15 protein-coding genes and 1 pseudogene are annotated in these 15,014 nt (G+C 67.3%); 8 read left to right on the top strand and 8 right to left on the bottom strand.

What is annotated here, in order from left to right; all coding sequences use genetic code 11:
• Positions 1-410: 410 nt before the first annotated feature.
• The 3 genes and pseudogenes from AB7E83_RS23900 to AB7E83_RS23890 all read right to left on the bottom strand — a co-directional run.
• Positions 411-1,484, bottom strand: a pseudogene (locus tag AB7E83_RS23900) (acyl-CoA dehydrogenase family protein); the annotation flags it as partial.
• A 12-nt stretch (positions 1,485-1,496) separates the two neighbouring features.
• Positions 1,497-2,675, bottom strand: a complete 1,179-nt coding sequence (locus tag AB7E83_RS23895) for an acyl-CoA dehydrogenase family protein (protein ID WP_428573335.1) — start codon at positions 2,673-2,675, stop codon at positions 1,497-1,499.
• Between the two features lie 27 nt (positions 2,676-2,702).
• Positions 2,703-3,383, bottom strand: coding sequence for a YceH family protein (locus AB7E83_RS23890; RefSeq protein WP_428573334.1), 681 nt, complete (start codon positions 3,381-3,383; stop codon positions 2,703-2,705).
• A gap of 26 nt (positions 3,384-3,409) precedes the next feature.
• On the opposite strand from AB7E83_RS23890, the gene purN reads away from it, so the two are divergent.
• The 4 genes from purN (at position 3,410) to AB7E83_RS23870 (ending at position 7,132) form a co-directional block, all read left to right on the top strand.
• Entirely contained in the window at positions 3,410-3,991 is a 582-nt protein-coding gene (gene purN / locus AB7E83_RS23885; protein ID WP_428573333.1) for a phosphoribosylglycinamide formyltransferase, read from the top strand.
• A 4-nt stretch (positions 3,992-3,995) separates the two neighbouring features.
• Positions 3,996-5,255: an RsmB/NOP family class I SAM-dependent RNA methyltransferase gene (locus AB7E83_RS23880; RefSeq protein WP_428573332.1), complete on the top strand. Its 1,260-nt coding sequence runs from the start codon at positions 3,996-3,998 to the stop codon at positions 5,253-5,255.
• Between the two features lie 115 nt (positions 5,256-5,370).
• Positions 5,371-6,585 (top strand): DesA family fatty acid desaturase, encoded by a 1,215-nt coding sequence (locus AB7E83_RS23875; protein ID WP_428573331.1) that lies wholly within the window; start codon positions 5,371-5,373, stop codon positions 6,583-6,585.
• A 142-nt stretch (positions 6,586-6,727) separates the two neighbouring features.
• Positions 6,728-7,132, top strand: a complete 405-nt coding sequence (locus AB7E83_RS23870; protein WP_428573330.1) for a hypothetical protein — start codon at positions 6,728-6,730, stop codon at positions 7,130-7,132.
• Between the two features lie 73 nt (positions 7,133-7,205).
• On the opposite strand, the gene rpmG is transcribed toward AB7E83_RS23870, so the two are convergent.
• The 3 genes from rpmG to trxB all read right to left on the bottom strand — a co-directional run bounded on the left by rpmG (position 7,206) and on the right by trxB (position 8,711).
• Entirely contained in the window at positions 7,206-7,379 is a 174-nt protein-coding gene (gene rpmG, locus AB7E83_RS23865; protein WP_428573329.1) for a 50S ribosomal protein L33, read from the bottom strand.
• A gap of 19 nt (positions 7,380-7,398) precedes the next feature.
• Positions 7,399-7,632 carry a 50S ribosomal protein L28 gene (rpmB, locus tag AB7E83_RS23860; RefSeq protein WP_428573328.1) on the bottom strand — a complete coding sequence of 78 codons (234 nt, stop codon included), beginning with the start codon at positions 7,630-7,632 and terminating at the stop codon, positions 7,399-7,401.
• 128 nt (positions 7,633-7,760) lie between these two features.
• Positions 7,761-8,711, bottom strand: a complete 951-nt coding sequence (gene trxB / locus AB7E83_RS23855) for a thioredoxin-disulfide reductase (RefSeq protein ID WP_428573327.1) — start codon at positions 8,709-8,711, stop codon at positions 7,761-7,763.
• A gap of 169 nt (positions 8,712-8,880) precedes the next feature.
• Here trxB and AB7E83_RS23850 point away from each other — a divergent pair, with 169 nt between their 5' ends.
• The 3 genes from AB7E83_RS23850 (at position 8,881) to lolA (ending at position 12,648) form a co-directional block, all read left to right on the top strand.
• On the top strand, positions 8,881-9,555 hold the full coding sequence (locus AB7E83_RS23850) for a Crp/Fnr family transcriptional regulator (RefSeq protein WP_428573326.1): 675 nt from the start codon (positions 8,881-8,883) through the stop codon (positions 9,553-9,555).
• 47 nt (positions 9,556-9,602) lie between these two features.
• Positions 9,603-11,933: a DNA translocase FtsK gene (locus tag AB7E83_RS23845; protein WP_428573325.1), complete on the top strand. Its 2,331-nt coding sequence runs from the start codon at positions 9,603-9,605 to the stop codon at positions 11,931-11,933.
• Positions 11,934-12,009: 76 nt separating this feature from the next.
• Complete coding sequence (gene lolA / locus AB7E83_RS23840) at positions 12,010-12,648, top strand: outer membrane lipoprotein chaperone LolA (RefSeq protein WP_428573324.1); 639 nt, start codon at positions 12,010-12,012, stop codon at positions 12,646-12,648.
• A gap of 12 nt (positions 12,649-12,660) precedes the next feature.
• On the opposite strand, the gene AB7E83_RS23835 is transcribed toward lolA, so the two are convergent.
• Positions 12,661-12,930: a hypothetical protein gene (locus AB7E83_RS23835; protein WP_428573323.1), complete on the bottom strand. Its 270-nt coding sequence runs from the start codon at positions 12,928-12,930 to the stop codon at positions 12,661-12,663.
• Between the two features lie 11 nt (positions 12,931-12,941).
• Positions 12,942-13,490, bottom strand: a complete 549-nt coding sequence (locus AB7E83_RS23830) for a tetratricopeptide repeat protein (protein ID WP_428573322.1) — start codon at positions 13,488-13,490, stop codon at positions 12,942-12,944.
• Positions 13,491-13,596: 106 nt separating this feature from the next.
• On the opposite strand from AB7E83_RS23830, the gene AB7E83_RS23825 reads away from it, so the two are divergent.
• A complete protein-coding gene (locus AB7E83_RS23825) occupies positions 13,597-14,895 on the top strand; it encodes a replication-associated recombination protein A (RefSeq protein WP_428573321.1) in 1,299 nt (432 codons plus the stop codon).
• Positions 14,896-15,014: the final 119 nt, after the last annotated feature.

Genomic DNA, 15,014 nt, shown 5'->3' with positions numbered 1-15,014 from the left:
CACGGCCGGGCCGCGGCGCGAGTAAAGCACAGGCGCTCGCGCCGAGCGGCCTCGCGGCCCAGCGCTTCTCCGAGAGCGCCGGCAGGCGCGTATCGAGAAGCGCGTACGTCTTCTAGCTGCGCCATGCTGTTTGAGCGGAGAGTTTGCCTTGGCAAACTCGCAGCGAGTTCATGGCGCCGGGCCGTGAGGCTGCTCGGCGCGAGGGATCGCGTGGGGCCGCGACAGCGGCCTCAAAGCGACGCCGTAGCCATCGCGCCGCGGCCCGGCCGTGCGTGGCGTTGCTGGACGAGGTCTCGGCCTGAAGGAAGCCTTGGAGCGCCAAGGAAATTCGTATCTGACCCCAATTAACCAATTAAGGTGCGGCGCCCCTACGCGAACACCCCCGCCGTATCCTGCATCCGCTGCGACACCTCTCCCAGGTGATGCAGCGTGTCGCCGAAGGTCAGCTCCAGCACGGTGAGCTTCTTGAAGTAGTGGCTGCCCACGTATTCGTCGGTCACGCCGATGCCGCCGTGCAGCTGCACCGAGTTCTGGCCGATGAAGCGCATGGACACGCCTAGCTGGTACTTGGCGCGCGCCAGCGCGCGGCGGCGTTCGGCGGCAGGCGCGTTCAGCTTCAGCGATGCGTAATAGCTCATCGAGCGTGCGAGCTCCAGCTGCATCTTCATGTCGGCGACGCGATGGCGCAGCGCCTGGAAGGTCGCGAGCGTCGTGTTGAACTGCTTGCGCGTGTTCATGTACTCGACGGTGAGCTCCATCGTCTTGTCGAGCGCGCCAACGGCTTCGGCGCACACAGCGGCGATGCCCACGTCCACCGCATGCTCGAGCGCATCCTGGCCGTCGAGCACGATCAGGGAGGCGGGCGCCTTGTTGAAAGTGACCTCGGCGGCGCGGCCTCCGTCCTGCGTCGGGTAGCCGCGTGTGGCGACGCCTGACGCTTCGCGTTCGACCAGGAACAGCGCCGTCCTGCCGTCCACGCTCGCGGGCACGATGAAGGCATCGGCCTTGTCGCCCGCGGGGACGATGCTCTTGCTGCCCGTGACGGTCCATGCGTCGCCCGACTTCGCGCCCTGCGTCTCGAAACCATCGAGCCGATAGCGCGTGCGGCGTTCCTGATGCGCGAGCACGACGAGCGATTCGCCCGATGCGATCTTCGGCAGCCACTTCGACTTGAGGTCCTCCGGCGCATACGCGCCGAGCGCCCCGCTCGCGACCAGCGTCTGCCCGAGCGGCTCGAGCACGATGCCGCGGCCGAGCTCCTCCATCGCGACCATCGCCTCGACCGGTCCCATGCCCATCCCGCCGTGCGCGTCGGACACATAGAGGCCCGTGAGGCCGAGTTCCGCCAGCTCGCCGTAGACGGCGCGGTCGAAGCCGCCGGCCTTCACGAGCGCGCGGCGCCGCTCGAAGCCGTAGCTGCGGTCCACCCACTTGCGCACCGCGTCGCGCAACTGCTGCTGGTCGTCGGAAAAATCGAAATCCATGGTGTCTCCTCCTCAGCCGAGCACCGTCTGCGCGACGATGTTGCGTTGCACTTCGTTCGAGCCGCCGTAGATCGTGGTCTTGCGATAGTTGAAATAATTGGCCGCGAGCGGCGCGCAGTGCGCGGCGCCGACGTAGTCGCCCTGCCAGCCGGCCTCCATCGCCTCGTGGATGAAGGGAACGGCGTAGGGGCCGGCCGCGAGCATCATGAGTTCGGTGTAGCGCTGCTGGATCTCGCTGCCCTTGATCTTCAGGAGGCCGGCGATGTCGAGCGGGTTCTTGCCGGACTTTTCGGCCGAGAGGACGCGCAGCACCAGCATCTCGAGCGCGATCACGTCGACCTCGAGCTTGGCGACTTCGTCCCGGAAGCGGCGGTCGTCGTACACGCCCTCGGCCTGGGCGATGCGCTTCACGCGCTCGAGCTCGCGCTTGGCGCGGTTCACGTCCGCGATGTTGGTGCGCTCGTGCGACAGCAGGTGCTTCGCGTACGTCCAGCCCTTGTTCTCCTCGCCGATCAGGTTCTCGGCCGGCACCTCGACGTTGTCGAAGAACACCTCGTTCACTTCGTGCTCGCCGTCGAGCATGATGATCGGCCGCACGGTCACGCCGGGCGTCTTCATGTCGATCAGCAGGAACGAGATGCCGGTCTGCGGCTTGCCTTCGGTCGACGTGCGCACGAGGCAGAAGATCCAGTCGCCGTACTGCGCGAGCGTGGTCCAGGTCTTCTGGCCGTTGACGATGTACTTGTCGCCCTTGCGTTCGGCGCGAGTCTTCAGGCTCGCGAGGTCCGAGCCCGAGCCCGGTTCGCTGTAGCCCTGGCTCCACCACACTTCACCGCTCGCGATGCCGGGTAGAAAGCGCTTCTGCTGCTCGGGCGAGCCGAAAGCCATGATGACCGGCGCGACCATCACGGGGCCGAAAGGCACGACGCGCGGCGCACCGGCGAGCGCGGCCTCTTCCTCGAACAGGTGCTTCTGCACGGCGGTCCAGCCGGGACCGCCGAATTCCTGGGGCCAGCCCCAGCCGAGCCAGCCCTTCTTGCCGAGGATCTTCGCCCAGCGCTGCATGTCGTCGCGCGACAGCCGCAAGGCATTGTGAACCTTGTGCGCGATGTCCTGCGGCAGGTTGTCGCGCACCCAGGCGCGCACATCTTCGCGAAATTTCTGCTCTTCGGGGGTGAATGCAAGATCCATGTTCAAGGTCTCCGGGGGTCGCGAAGTTTAGGCACGGTCGTTCGATTCCGGCTGTCCGGGTTGCGACAAGCCAAGTTGATCGCACACGTTGGCGAGTGTTGCACGCAGCGTCGCGACTTCCGCTTCCAGCGCGGCCACGCGCGCGGCGAGCGCGCCGTTTTCGCTTTCGCGCGCCTGCGGTTGCGCCGCGAATTCCTCCCCGGCTTCGACGGGGCCGCACAGCAGGTGCGCCCAGCGCTGCTCGCGCATGCCGGGCGCACGCGCCAGCTTCACGACGAGGGGGCCGCCTTTTTCCTCGGAACGCTCGCGCAGCTCCTCGAGGAACGCTTCGACCGACGAAATGTCGGCGAAGCGGTACCAGCGCTCGCTGTTGATGCGCAGCTCGCCCGCCGTCTGCGGCCCGCGCAGCATCAGCAGGCCGAGCAGCACGGCGGACTGTTCGGGCACGCCGATGCCGCGCTGGAAATTGTGCTCCCAGCGGGCGACACGGCTGCCGCTCGACTGGAAGACGAGCGTGAGCTGCTTCAGCGAATCGAGCGCGTCCTGCGCCTCGGCTTCGCTCGCATTCATGACGGGGTCGCGGCTCGACTTCTGGTTGCAGCCGGACACCACCGCATTGAGCGAGAGCGGGTAGCTGTCCGGGACGGTGCGGGCCTTTTCCATGAGCGTGCCGAGCACGCGGGCTTCGAGGGATGTGAGGTGTCTCATGCGGCTGGGATAATCGCGGCTTCCAAATGAAGAACATCGTCATTCTGATCTCCGGCGGCGGCTCCAACATGGCGGCCATCGTCCGCGCTTCGCAACGCGAGGGCTGGCGGGGCGCGCTCGGCGCGAAGGTGACGGCCGTCATCAGCAACCGCGCCGATGCCGGGGGGCTCGTCTTCGCACGCGAGCAGGGCATCGCGACGGCGGTGGTGAATCACCGCGATTTCCCTTCCCGCGAAGCCTTCGACGAGGCGCTCGCCGCGCGCATCGACGAGCACCGGCCCGCGCTCGTCGTCCTCGCCGGCTTCATGCGCATCCTCACGCCCGCGTTCGTGGCCCGCTACGAGGGACGCCTGGTCAACATCCATCCTTCCTTGCTGCCGGCATTCCCCGGCCTGCATACGCACCAGCGCGCGATCGACGCGGGCTGCCGCTTCGGCGGCGCGACCGTCCACCAGGTCACGGCGGAGCTCGACCATGGGCCGATCCTTTCGCAGGCCGTCGTGCCCATCCTGCCCGGCGACACGGCCGACGCGCTGGCCGCGCGCGTGCTGACGCAGGAGCACCTCATCTATCCGCGCGCCATCGCGCAACTCTTGACGGCGCCGTAGTCCCATGCATCCCAAAGCCCTGCTCGACGCCTGCGCCGAGCTCGTGAGGAACGTCCTGCGGTTCGAGCATCCGGCCGATGCCGTGGTGTCGCGCCATTTTCGCGAGCATCGATCGCTGGGACCGCGCGAACGCGCGACGCTCGCGGAGACCGCGTATGCCGTGCTGCGCCGCAAACTGCTGTTCGAGCACCTGGCCGCGTCGGGAAGCGGTCCGCGCGAGCGGCGCCTGGCCATCCTCGGCTTCGCGGGCGGCCGCGACTTCCTGATGAGCGCCCTGAACGAGCAGGAAAAGGGCTGGCTCGACGCCTGCGCGAAAGTCCAGGACAAGGACCTGCTCGACCGCCATCGCCACAACCTGCCCGAGTGGCTCGCCACCGCGCTCAGGCAGCAGCTCGGCGAAGACTTCTGGCCGCTCGCGCACAGCCTCAACGAGCCCGCGCCGCTCGACCTGCGGGTGAATGCGCTGACCGACAAGCGAGAGGACGTGCGCAAGGAACTGAAGCTGGCCGGCATCCAGGCGGAGCTCTCGCCCTATTCGCCCTGGGGATTGCGCATCGAGGGCAAGCCGCCGCTCACGAAGCTCGACGCGTTCGCGCGCGGCGCGATCGAGGTGCAGGACGAGGGCTCCCAGCTGCTCGCGCTGCTCACGGATGCCCGCCGCGGCCAGATGGTGGTGGACTTCTGCGCGGGGGCCGGCGGCAAGACGCTGGCGCTCGGCGCGGCGATGCGCAGCACCGGGCGGCTCTACGCATTCGACGTCTCGGCGCACCGGCTCGACGCGCTCAAGCCCCGCCTGGCGCGAAGCAAGCTCAGCAACGTGCATCCGGCCGCGATCGCGCACGAGCGGGACGAACGGGTGAAGCGCCTCGCCGGCAAGCTCGACCGCGTGCTGGTGGACGCGCCGTGCTCCGGCCTCGGCACGCTGCGCCGCAATCCGGACCTGAAGTGGCGCCAGTCGCCCGAATCCGTGCAGGAACTCGTGGCGAAGCAGACGGCGATCCTGGCGAGCGCGGCGCGGCTCGTGAAGCCGGGCGGGCGGCTCGTCTATGCGACCTGCAGCCTCCTGCCCGAGGAGAACGAGAACATCGCCCAGGCCTTCTCCGAGGCGCATCCGACGATGCATCCCATGAACGTGGGCGAACTGCTGGGCCAGTTGAAGGTGCCTCGCGCCGACAGGCTTTGCACCGCCGACGGACGATTCCTGCGCCTGTGGCCGCACCGGCACGCCACGGATGGGTTCTTCGCGGCGGTGTGGGAAAGCTGACGAAGCGCAACTGAACTGTAAATAAGGCCAGGCCCGTGCGGAACCTCCCCGATTAAAATCGGTCCACTACAGGCAAGCTTTGTTTGCTTTTTTCTAAAAGAGGATTCCTACAGCCATGTTGCTACCCGACTGGGCCGTGCTGAACGCGGCGATCGACTTCCTGGCGAACGGCGTCACCGGACTTTCGTGGTGGCAGATCGTGCTGTACACGCTGGTGACGACCCACATCACCATCGCCAGCGTCACGATCTTCCTGCACCGGGCCCAGGCGCACCGGGCGATGGACCTGCATGCGATTCCCTCGCACTTCTTCCGCTTCTGGCTCTGGATCGGCACGGGCATGGTGACGAAGGAATGGGTCGCCATCCACCGCAAGCACCACGCCAAGTGCGAGACGCCCGACGATCCGCACAGCCCGCAGACCCGCGGCATCGACACCGTGTTCTGGAAGGGCGCCGAGCTCTACCGTGCCGAGGCGAAAAACGCCGAGACGATCGCCAAGTTCGGCCACGGCACGCCGAACGACTGGATCGAGCGCAACCTGTACTCGCGCTTCAGCTGGCAGGGCGTGGGCCTCATGCTCATCATCAACGTCGTGCTCTTCGGCGCGGCGGGCCTGGCCGTGTGGGCGGTGCAGATGGCGTGGATTCCGGTCACCGCGGCCGGCATCATCAACGGCATCGGCCACTACTGGGGCTACCGTAATTTCGAGGCGCCCGACGCCTCGACCAACATCTCGCCCTGGGGCCTGCTGATCGGCGGCGAAGAGCTGCACAACAACCATCACACGTACCCGACCTCGGCCAAGTTCTCGGTGAAGAAGTACGAGTTCGACATCGGCTGGGTCTACATCCGCGCGATGGAGAGCATCGGCTGGGCCACGGTCAAGAAGGTGCCGCCCAAGCTCAAGCTCGGCACGGTGCGTCCGGTGGCCGACGAGAAGACCCTGGAGGCCGTCATCGCCAACCGCTACGAGGTGATGGCGGGCTACGGCCGCGAGATGCGCCGGGCCTGCGCCACCGAGATCGAGGCGCTCAAGGCGCGCGGGCAGGACCTGTCCGTGCTGAAGGCCGCCAAGCGCTGGCTCCACCGCGACGACGACAAGGTGCCGGCAGCGGTGCGTCCCCGTCTGGCCGAAGCCCGTGCCGCGCATCCGACGCTCGACAAGATGGCGACCATGCGCGAAGAACTGCGCCAGATGTGGATGAACACCTCGCAGTCCCGCGAACAGCTCGCGGCCGACCTGCAGGCGTGGTGCCGCCGTGCCGAGGAAAGCGGCGTGGAGGCCTTGCGCCAGTTCTCCTTCAAGCTGCGCTCGGCGCACGCCTGAGTTGCCCGGCCCACGGCCGGGTAGCCCGGTCGGACGGTACATTCCGTCACCGTCCGACAACGTTTCTCCGCACTTTCGACACCCCCGCTTCATGGCGGGGGTTTTCAATGGTGGCATGCGGATTTCCCGCAAGGAGCACACCATGAAAAAACTCATGCTTTCCCTGATGACGGTGGGAGCGCTTGCGGCCGGCGGATCGGCCATGGCCCAGACGACGGACCTGGACCGGAACAATCCTTACTGCGCCTCGGGCTGGTCGGGACATCCCCTCTGCACCCACGTGTATGTCGACCCGAACGGCAACACGAGCGCGCCCTACTACCCGGCGGAAAACGCGGCCAACGCAGGCGTGTACGCGGGCTTGCCCTACATCCTGGGCAGCCAGATCTTCAACGGCGCCCAGTATCCGTACACGGGAAACCAGGTCTATCGCCAGCGCAACGACCGTGACGGCGACGGCATCCCGAATGCCCGCGACAAGGACCGCGACGGCGACGGCGTGCGCAACAACCGCGACCGGCACCCGGACGATCCGCGCTGGCGCTAAGTCCCCGCGCCTGCCGGCCCGCCAAAGAAAAAGCCCCGCGATGCGGGGCTTTTTTCCTGGAACGCGAGCCGAATCACTTCAGCTTCATTTCCTTGTACTCGACGTGCTTGCGGGCCTTCGGGTCGAACTTCATGATCGACATCTTCTCGGGCATCGTCTTCTTGTTCTTGCTGGTCGTGTAGAAGTGGCCGGTGCCGGCCGTCGATTCCAGCTTGATCTTCTCGCGACCGCCTTTGCTGCTTGCCATGGTGTGTGCTCCTCGGGGATTAGGCTTGGCCGCGGGCGCGCATGTCCGCGAGCACGCTCTCGATGCCGTTCTTGTCGATCAGGCGCAGCGCGGCATTGGTGACGCGCAGGCGCACCCAGCGGTTTTCGCTCTCGATGAAGAAACGGCGGCTTTGCAGGTTCGGCAGGAACCGGCGCTTGGTTTTGTTGTTGGCGTGGGAAACGTTGTTCCCGACCATCGGGCCCTTGCCCGTGACTTCGCAGACGCGTGCCATTGCAGCACCTCTTTCATGAATCCGCCCGGCTCCTGCAAGGGACCCGGGCTCACCTCGCCACGACGGGGGCGGTGTCCGGCCGGACGGGGTGCGTCCAGCAAAGCCAGCGATTATAGCCCGCCGCCGGCTCAGGCGTCCTGCTCGAGGAACCGCTGCGCATCCAGCGCCGCCATGCAGCCCGTCCCGGCGCTGGTGATCGCCTGGCGATAGATGTGGTCCTGCACGTCGCCGGCCGCGAAGACGCCGGGCACGCTGGTCATGGTCGCGAAGCCGTTCAGCCCCGACTTCGTGAGGATGTAGCCGTCCTTCATCTCGAGCTTGCCACTGAAAATCTCGGTGTTCGGCGAGTGACCGATGGCGATGAAGCAGCCCTGCAGCTTCACATCCTCCGTCTCGCCGGTCTTCGTGTCCTTCAGGCGCACGCCGGTGACGCCGGTGGCGTCGCCCAGCACCTCGTCGAGCGTCTTGAACGTCTTCAGCTCGATCTTGCCCTGCTGCACCTTCTCCATCATCTTGTCCACCAGGATGGGCTCGGCGCGGAACTTGTCGCGGCGATGCACGAGGTAGACCTTGCTCGCGATGTTCGAAAGGTACAGCGCCTCCTCCACCGCGGTGTTGCCGCCGCCGATCACGCAGGTGACCTGGTCGCGGTAGAAGAAGCCGTCGCAGGTCGCGCAGGCGCTCACGCCCTTGCCCATGAAGGCGGTCTCGGACGGCAGGCCGAGGTAGCGCGCCGACGCGCCGGTTGCCACGATCAGCGCGTCGCAGGTGTATTCGCCGCTTTCGCCCTTCAGGCGGAACGGCCGCTGCGCGACGTCGACTGTGTTGATGTGGTCGAAGACGATCTCGGTGTTGAAGCGCTCGGCATGCTCCTGGAACCGTGCCATCAGCTCGGGGCCCTGCACGCCGTTGACGTCGGCGGGCCAGTTGTCGACCTCGGTCGTCGTCATGAGCTGGCCGCCCTGAGCGATGCCGGTGACGAGCAACGGCTTCAGGTTGGCGCGCGCGGCATAGATGGCGGCGGTGTAGCCGGCGGGGCCGGAGCCGAGGATCAGGACTTTGGCGTGTTGAGCGTTCATGGTGAAGGATCTTCGAAGGAGCCCTGTGTGGGAAACGCCACAGGTCGGTGTACATTTCTGTCCGGTTCGGCAAGTATCAACCGCGAGGGGCGCCCGCGCCGCGTGCCTGCATCAATCCCGGCGATTGTAAGAAGCCATCGCAGCGCCCTCGCCAGAAGGACAACAAGACATGTCGATGCTCTCCAATCTGGAGCTGATCCGCCGCGTGCCCCTGTTCGCGCTGCTGACCTCCGGCCAGGCGGAGTCGGTCGCGGATGCGGTGATCAAGCGCCGGTTCAAGCGCGGCGAGACGATCGTGGAACAGGGCGAGAAGTCCAACACGCTCTTCATCATCCTGACCGGCCGCGTTCGCGTGGTCACGGCCGACAAGCGCGGCCGCGAGGTGATCCTGGCCACGCTCAACCCAGGCGACTACATCGGGGAGATGAGCCTGATCGACAACGAGCCGCATTCGGCCACGGTGCGCGCCGAGGTGCAGACCGACATGCTCACGCTGGGCCGCGCCGAGTTCGCCCGCTGCCTGCCCGAGAACAGCTCGATGGCGTACGCGGTCATGCGCGGGCTGGTGCAGCGCCTGCGCGCGGCCGACCGCAAGATCGAGTCGCTCGCCCTGATGGACGTGTACGGGCGCGTCGCGCGCTCGCTGCTCGAATTCGCGCAGCCCGACAAGGACAACCAGATGGTGATCCGCGAGCGCATCTCGCGCCAGGACATCGCCAAGATGGTCGGTGCGTCGCGCGAGATGGTCAGCCGCGTGATGAAGGACCTCGAGGACCGCGGCTTCATCGAGACGCGCGAGGACGGCTCCATGGTCGTCAAGGACCGCCTCAACACGCTCGGGTGATGAATGGGGCTGGATTCGCGCGCGGCGTGGCTTGACAATACGGGTTCATGACGTATTCGCTCGACGCACTGAAAGATCCCGCGGTCCTTGCCGCCCCCCGCGCCGGCGCCACCCGCTTCACCCACGAACTCACCCTCGTCCTCGGCGCCGCAGGCCTCGTGTTCTGGGTGCTGGCGCTCGCGAGCTACTCGCCCATCGACCCCTCTTTCTCCACCTCCGGCAACGGCGGCATCGTCCGCAACTGGGGCGGCCGCGGGGGCGCCTGGCTGGCGGATGCGAGCTACTTCCTCCTCGGCTTCTCGGCCTGGTGGTGCGTGGCCGCCGGGGTGCGCGGCTGGCTGGCGGCGCTGGCGAAGTGGATGCGGGCGGACGAGCCCGCCGAGGCGCCCGCGAAGCGCGGTTGGCTGCAGTCGCACTGGGCGTTCTGGCTCGGCCTGGCCCTGCTGCTCGCGGCGAGTTCCGGTCTCGAATGGTCGCGGCTTCATCGCTTCGAGGGACTGCTGCCCGACCGCGCGGGCGGCGTGCTCGGCTACCTCATGGGCCCGCTCGGGCTGAAGTGGCTCGGCTTCGCCGGCTCGGGGCTGGTGTTCGTCGCCCTCCTGGTCGTCGCGGCGGCCGTGGTGTTCCGGTTCTCCTGGAGCCACGTGGCCGAGCGCATCGGCGCCGCCATCGACGGCGCGATCGCATCGCGCCGTGAACAGCGCGAGATCGCCGAGGACGTGGCGCTGGGCCAGCAGGCCGCGCGCGAGCGCGAGGAGGTCGTCCACGAGCAGCGCGTCGAGATCGAGGAGCATCCGCCCAAGCCCGTGCTGATCGAGGCTGCCGTCGTCGAGGTGCCCAAGAGCGAGCGGGTCGCGAAGGAGCGCCAGAAACCCCTCTTCACCGAATTGCCCGACTCGAAGCTGCCGCAGGTCGACCTGCTCGACGCGGCGAGCAGCCGCCAGGAGACGGTCGCGCCCGAGACGCTCGAGATGACCTCGCGGCTCATCGAGAAAAAGCTCAAGGACTTCGGCGTCGAGGTACGCGTGGTGGCCGCATCGCCCGGCCCGGTCATCACGCGCTACGAGATCGAGCCCGCCACCGGCGTGAAGGGCTCGCAGATCGTCAACCTCGCCAAGGACCTGGCGCGTTCGCTGTCGCTGGTCTCCATCCGCGTGATCGAGACGATCCCCGGCAAGAACTACATGGCGCTCGAACTGCCCAATGCGAAGCGGCAGTCGATCCGCCTCTCCGAGATCCTGGGCTCCCACGTGTACAACGACGGCAAGTCGCTGCTGACGCTCGGGCTCGGCAAGGACATCGTGGGCAAACCCATCGTGGCCGACCTCGCGAAGATGCCGCACGTGCTCGTGGCGGGCACCACCGGCTCGGGCAAGTCGGTCGGCATCAACGCGATGATCCTGAGCCTGCTGTACAAGGCCGAGGCGCGCGACGTCCGCTTGCTCATGATCGACCCGAAGATGCTGGAGATGTCGGTCTACGAGGGCATTCCGCACCTGCTCGCGCCCGTGGTGACCGACATGCGCCAGGCCGCCAACGGCCTCAACTGGTGCGTGATGGAGATGGAGCGCCGCTACAAGCTCATGAGCAAGATGGGCGTGCGCAACCTCTCGGGCTACAACGTCAAGATCGACGATGCGAAGGCCAAGGGGGAATTCATCCACAACCCGTTCTCCCTCACGCCCGACAGCCCGGAGCCGCTCGAGAAGCTGCCCTACATCGTGGTCGTGATCGACGAACTCGCCGACCTGATGATGGTCGTGGGCAAGAAGATCGAAGAGCTGATCGCGCGGCTCGCGCAGAAGGCGCGCGCGGCGGGCATCCACCTGATCCTCGCCACGCAGCGGCCGAGCGTCGACGTCATCACCGGCCTCATCAAGGCGAACATCCCGACGCGCATCGCGTTCCAGGTGTCGAGCAAGATCGACAGCCGCACCATCCTCGACCAGATGGGCGCCGAGGCGCTGCTCGGTATGGGCGACATGCTGTACATGGCGAGCGGCACGGGCCTGCCCGTGCGCGTCCACGGCGCCTTCGTGAGCGACGAGGAGGTCCACCGCGTCGTCGCTTACCTCAAGGAGCAGGGCGGCGAGCCGAACTACATCGAGGGCGTGCTCGAAGGCGGCACGGTCGACGGCGAAGACGGCGTGCCGGGCGTCGGCGGCGAAAGCGGCGGCGAGGCCGATCCGATGTACGACCGGGCGGTGGAAATCGTGCTGAAGAACCAGAAGGCGAGCATCTCGCTCGTGCAGCGGCACCTCTCGATCGGCTACAACAAGGCCGCGAATCTGCTCGAAGCGATGGAAAAGGCCGGGCTGGTGAGCGCGATGAACGGGCGGGGACAGCGCGAGATCCTGTCGCCGGCTCGGGCGGAATAGTCGAATTTGGCCGACGGCAACGTTCGGTAACGAACTTCGCCGCTGGCCGGGGACTCCATCGACAATGGCAGTCCTTATGAAAAAAGCATTCGCATCCTTCGTGCTCGCCGGCGTCGCCGCCCTTTCGTCCGCGGCGCACGCCGGGGCCCTGGAATCCCTGGAGAATTTCGTCAAGACCGCGAAGAGCGGCAGGGCCGAGTTCACGCAGGTGGTGACTTCACCCGCGAAGGACGGACAGGTCCGCACCCGGAATTCGACCGGCACCTTCGAATTCTCGCGGCCCAACCGCTTTCGCTTCACCTACGCCAAGCCCTTCCAGCAGACCATCGTGGCCGACGGCAAGACGCTGTGGTTGCACGACGTCGACCTGAACCAGGTGTCGCAGCGCAGTCAGGAAAAGGTGCTGGCTTCCACGCCGGCGGCGCTCATTGCGGCGTCGTCGGACCTCTCGGCGATGCGCCGCGATTTCGACCTGCAGGCGCTGCCGGATGCCAACGGCATGCAGTGGGTGCAGGCCACGCCGAAGCAGAAAGAGGGGCAGGTCCACAGCGTGAAGATCGGCTTTCGGGGCAATGACCTCGCCGCGCTGGACATGATGGACGGCTTCGGCCAGCGCTCGGTGCTGACCTTCACGAAGATGGAGCTGAACACGAGCCTGCCGGCCACCGCCTTCGTCTTCACGCCGCCGTCGGGCGCGGATCTGGTGAAGAACTGAAGGCTCGGCTTCTCAGAACTCGGCGGCGGGGAAAGTGTGCAGCGGCAACTGGAGCTGCTCGCAGCAGTCGCGCACGAGGCGCTCCATGGTGTCGTCGTGCCCCAGGACACCGCGCGCGAGCTCGGCGACTGCTGCGGAGGGCGCGCCGGGATAGCGCATCGTGTGCTGATCGATGCCGAGCGCGCGCGCATCCTTCGGGCCTTCGAACCGTGGCGAGCCTGGGCCCGTGTCGAGGCTCTTGAATATCGAGCCGGGGACAGGGGAGCCGGAGAGGGGATTCATTTCTTCGTTCCTCAGGTTGCGGGGCGACCCGGCGCCGAGCCGGCCCGGATCGCGGCGATGAGATCCTGCGACACCGACTGCACCCGATGGCTGCCGTCGACCTCGCGCGCGACGTCGAGCGCGGCCTCGAGGGCCTTCTCGGCGTTGTCCTTGTCGCCCAGGGCCAGCAGGCATTCGCCGAGCCGGTAGAGCACCGCGGGGTTGTCCCCGCCATGGATCAGGGCGAAGCAGAAGAAGCGCGCCGCGTTCGAATGCGCGCCCAGCTGCTGCATGCAGGTGCCGGCGAGGAAGCTGAACCGGGGCTCGCGGGGGCGGTAGGTGGTGAGGTGCAGGGCCAGCGCCACCGCGAAACGGTAGTTGCCTTCGTCGCACAGGCCGGTGGCGGTGGCGTAGACGGCTTCGAGCTGTTCGGCCGTGGGGTCGCTGCCCGGCGCGGGGCTGAAAGCCGCGTGCAGCTCGTGCGGATTCGCCGCCTGCATGTGCGAGCCGCAGGCGTGGACGAGCGCGCGGACTTCGGGTGAAGGCGGTGAGGCCGGAGCGGACGGTGCTGGTGCCGACATTTGCATCCCTGAAACGATAGCGTGCCGGGCAGCGTAGCCCGCGCAGACCTTGGCCGCACTAGACTTTGGTCGAAATGACGCGACATATGACCCACCCGGCGACGCCATGAGCACCACGCATCCTCCCCTCGCCGAGAAACTCAGGCCCCGGACCCTCGCCGAAGTCGTCGGCCAGCAGCATCTGCTGGGCGAGGGCATGGCGCTGCGGATCGCCTTCGAGTCGGGCGAGCCGCACAGCTGCATCCTCTGGGGGCCGCCCGGAACGGGCAAGACGACCATCGCGCGGCTGATGGCCGAGGCATTCGATGCGCAGTTCATCACCATCAGCGCCGTCCTGGGCGGAGTGAAGGACATCCGGGAGGCGGTGGAGCAGGCGCTTGTCGCGCAGGCGCACGGCCGGCGCACCATCGTCTTCGTCGACGAGGTCCACCGCTTCAACAAGAGCCAGCAGGACGCGTTTCTCCCTCACGTCGAATCGGGCCTGTTCACCTTCATCGGCGCGACCACCGAGAACCCGTCGTTCGAAGTGAATTCGGCGCTCCTGTCGCGCGCGGCGGTGTACGTGCTGCAGCCGCTGGGCGAGGACGATCTGCAGCGCATCGCCGAGAAGGCGCACGAGACGGGCGGCGTGCCGGCGATCGAGCCGGCCGCGCGCGACCGGCTCGTCGCGTATGCGGACGGCGATGCGCGGCGGATGCTGAACACCCTCGAGACGCTCGCCGTCGCCGCGCGCAAGGAGAAGCGCGAGGAGATTTCGGATGCGTGGCTGCTGAAGGTGCTCGGCGAGCGGATGCGCCGCTACGACAAGGGCGGCGAGCAGTTCTACGACACCATCAGCGCGCTGCACAAGTCGGTGCGCGGCTCGGACGCGGATGCCTCGCTTTACTGGTTCGTGCGCATGCTCGATGGCGGCGCGGACCCGCGCTACATGGCGCGCCGGATGATCCGCATGGCGGTGGAGGACATCGGCCTGGCCGATCCGCGCGCGCTTCGCATCGCGCTCGATGCGGCGGAGGTCTACGAGCGCCTGGGCACGCCCGAGGGCGAGCTCGCGCTGGCCGAATGCGTGCTGTATCTCGCCGTCGCGCCCAAGTCGAACGCGGTCTACAAGGCCTGGAACCAGGCCCGCGCCCTGGTGCGCAAGGAGGGCACGCGCCCCGTGCCGCTGCACCTGCGAAACGCGCCGACGAAGCTGATGAAGGACCTCGACTACGGCCGTGACTACCGCTATGCGCACGACGAGGAGGGCGCGTTCGCCGCGGGCGAGACCTACCTGCCGGACGGCATGAAGCCCCCGGGCTTCTACCGGCCCGTGGCGCGCGGGCTGGAGATCAGGATCGGGGAGAAGATCGCCGAACTCGCGCGGCGCAACGCGCAGGCCAAGGCGCAAGGCGGCGACGTATAGAGGGAAAACCCCCGTCGCCCGGGAGACGGAGGCGTCAGCCCCGCTGGCTACAATCCGACGCCAAACCCGTCGTGCGCGCATGGCGGGTTTTTTGCTAGCGAATGGCAAAACGGAGAAAC

This window comes from Ramlibacter sp. (genome assembly GCF_050250995.1).
Lineage (GTDB): Bacteria > Pseudomonadota > Gammaproteobacteria > Burkholderiales > Burkholderiaceae_C > Ramlibacter.
Note: the sequence above shows the minus strand (reverse complement) of the source record. Positions and strands in the feature narration are given on the sequence as shown.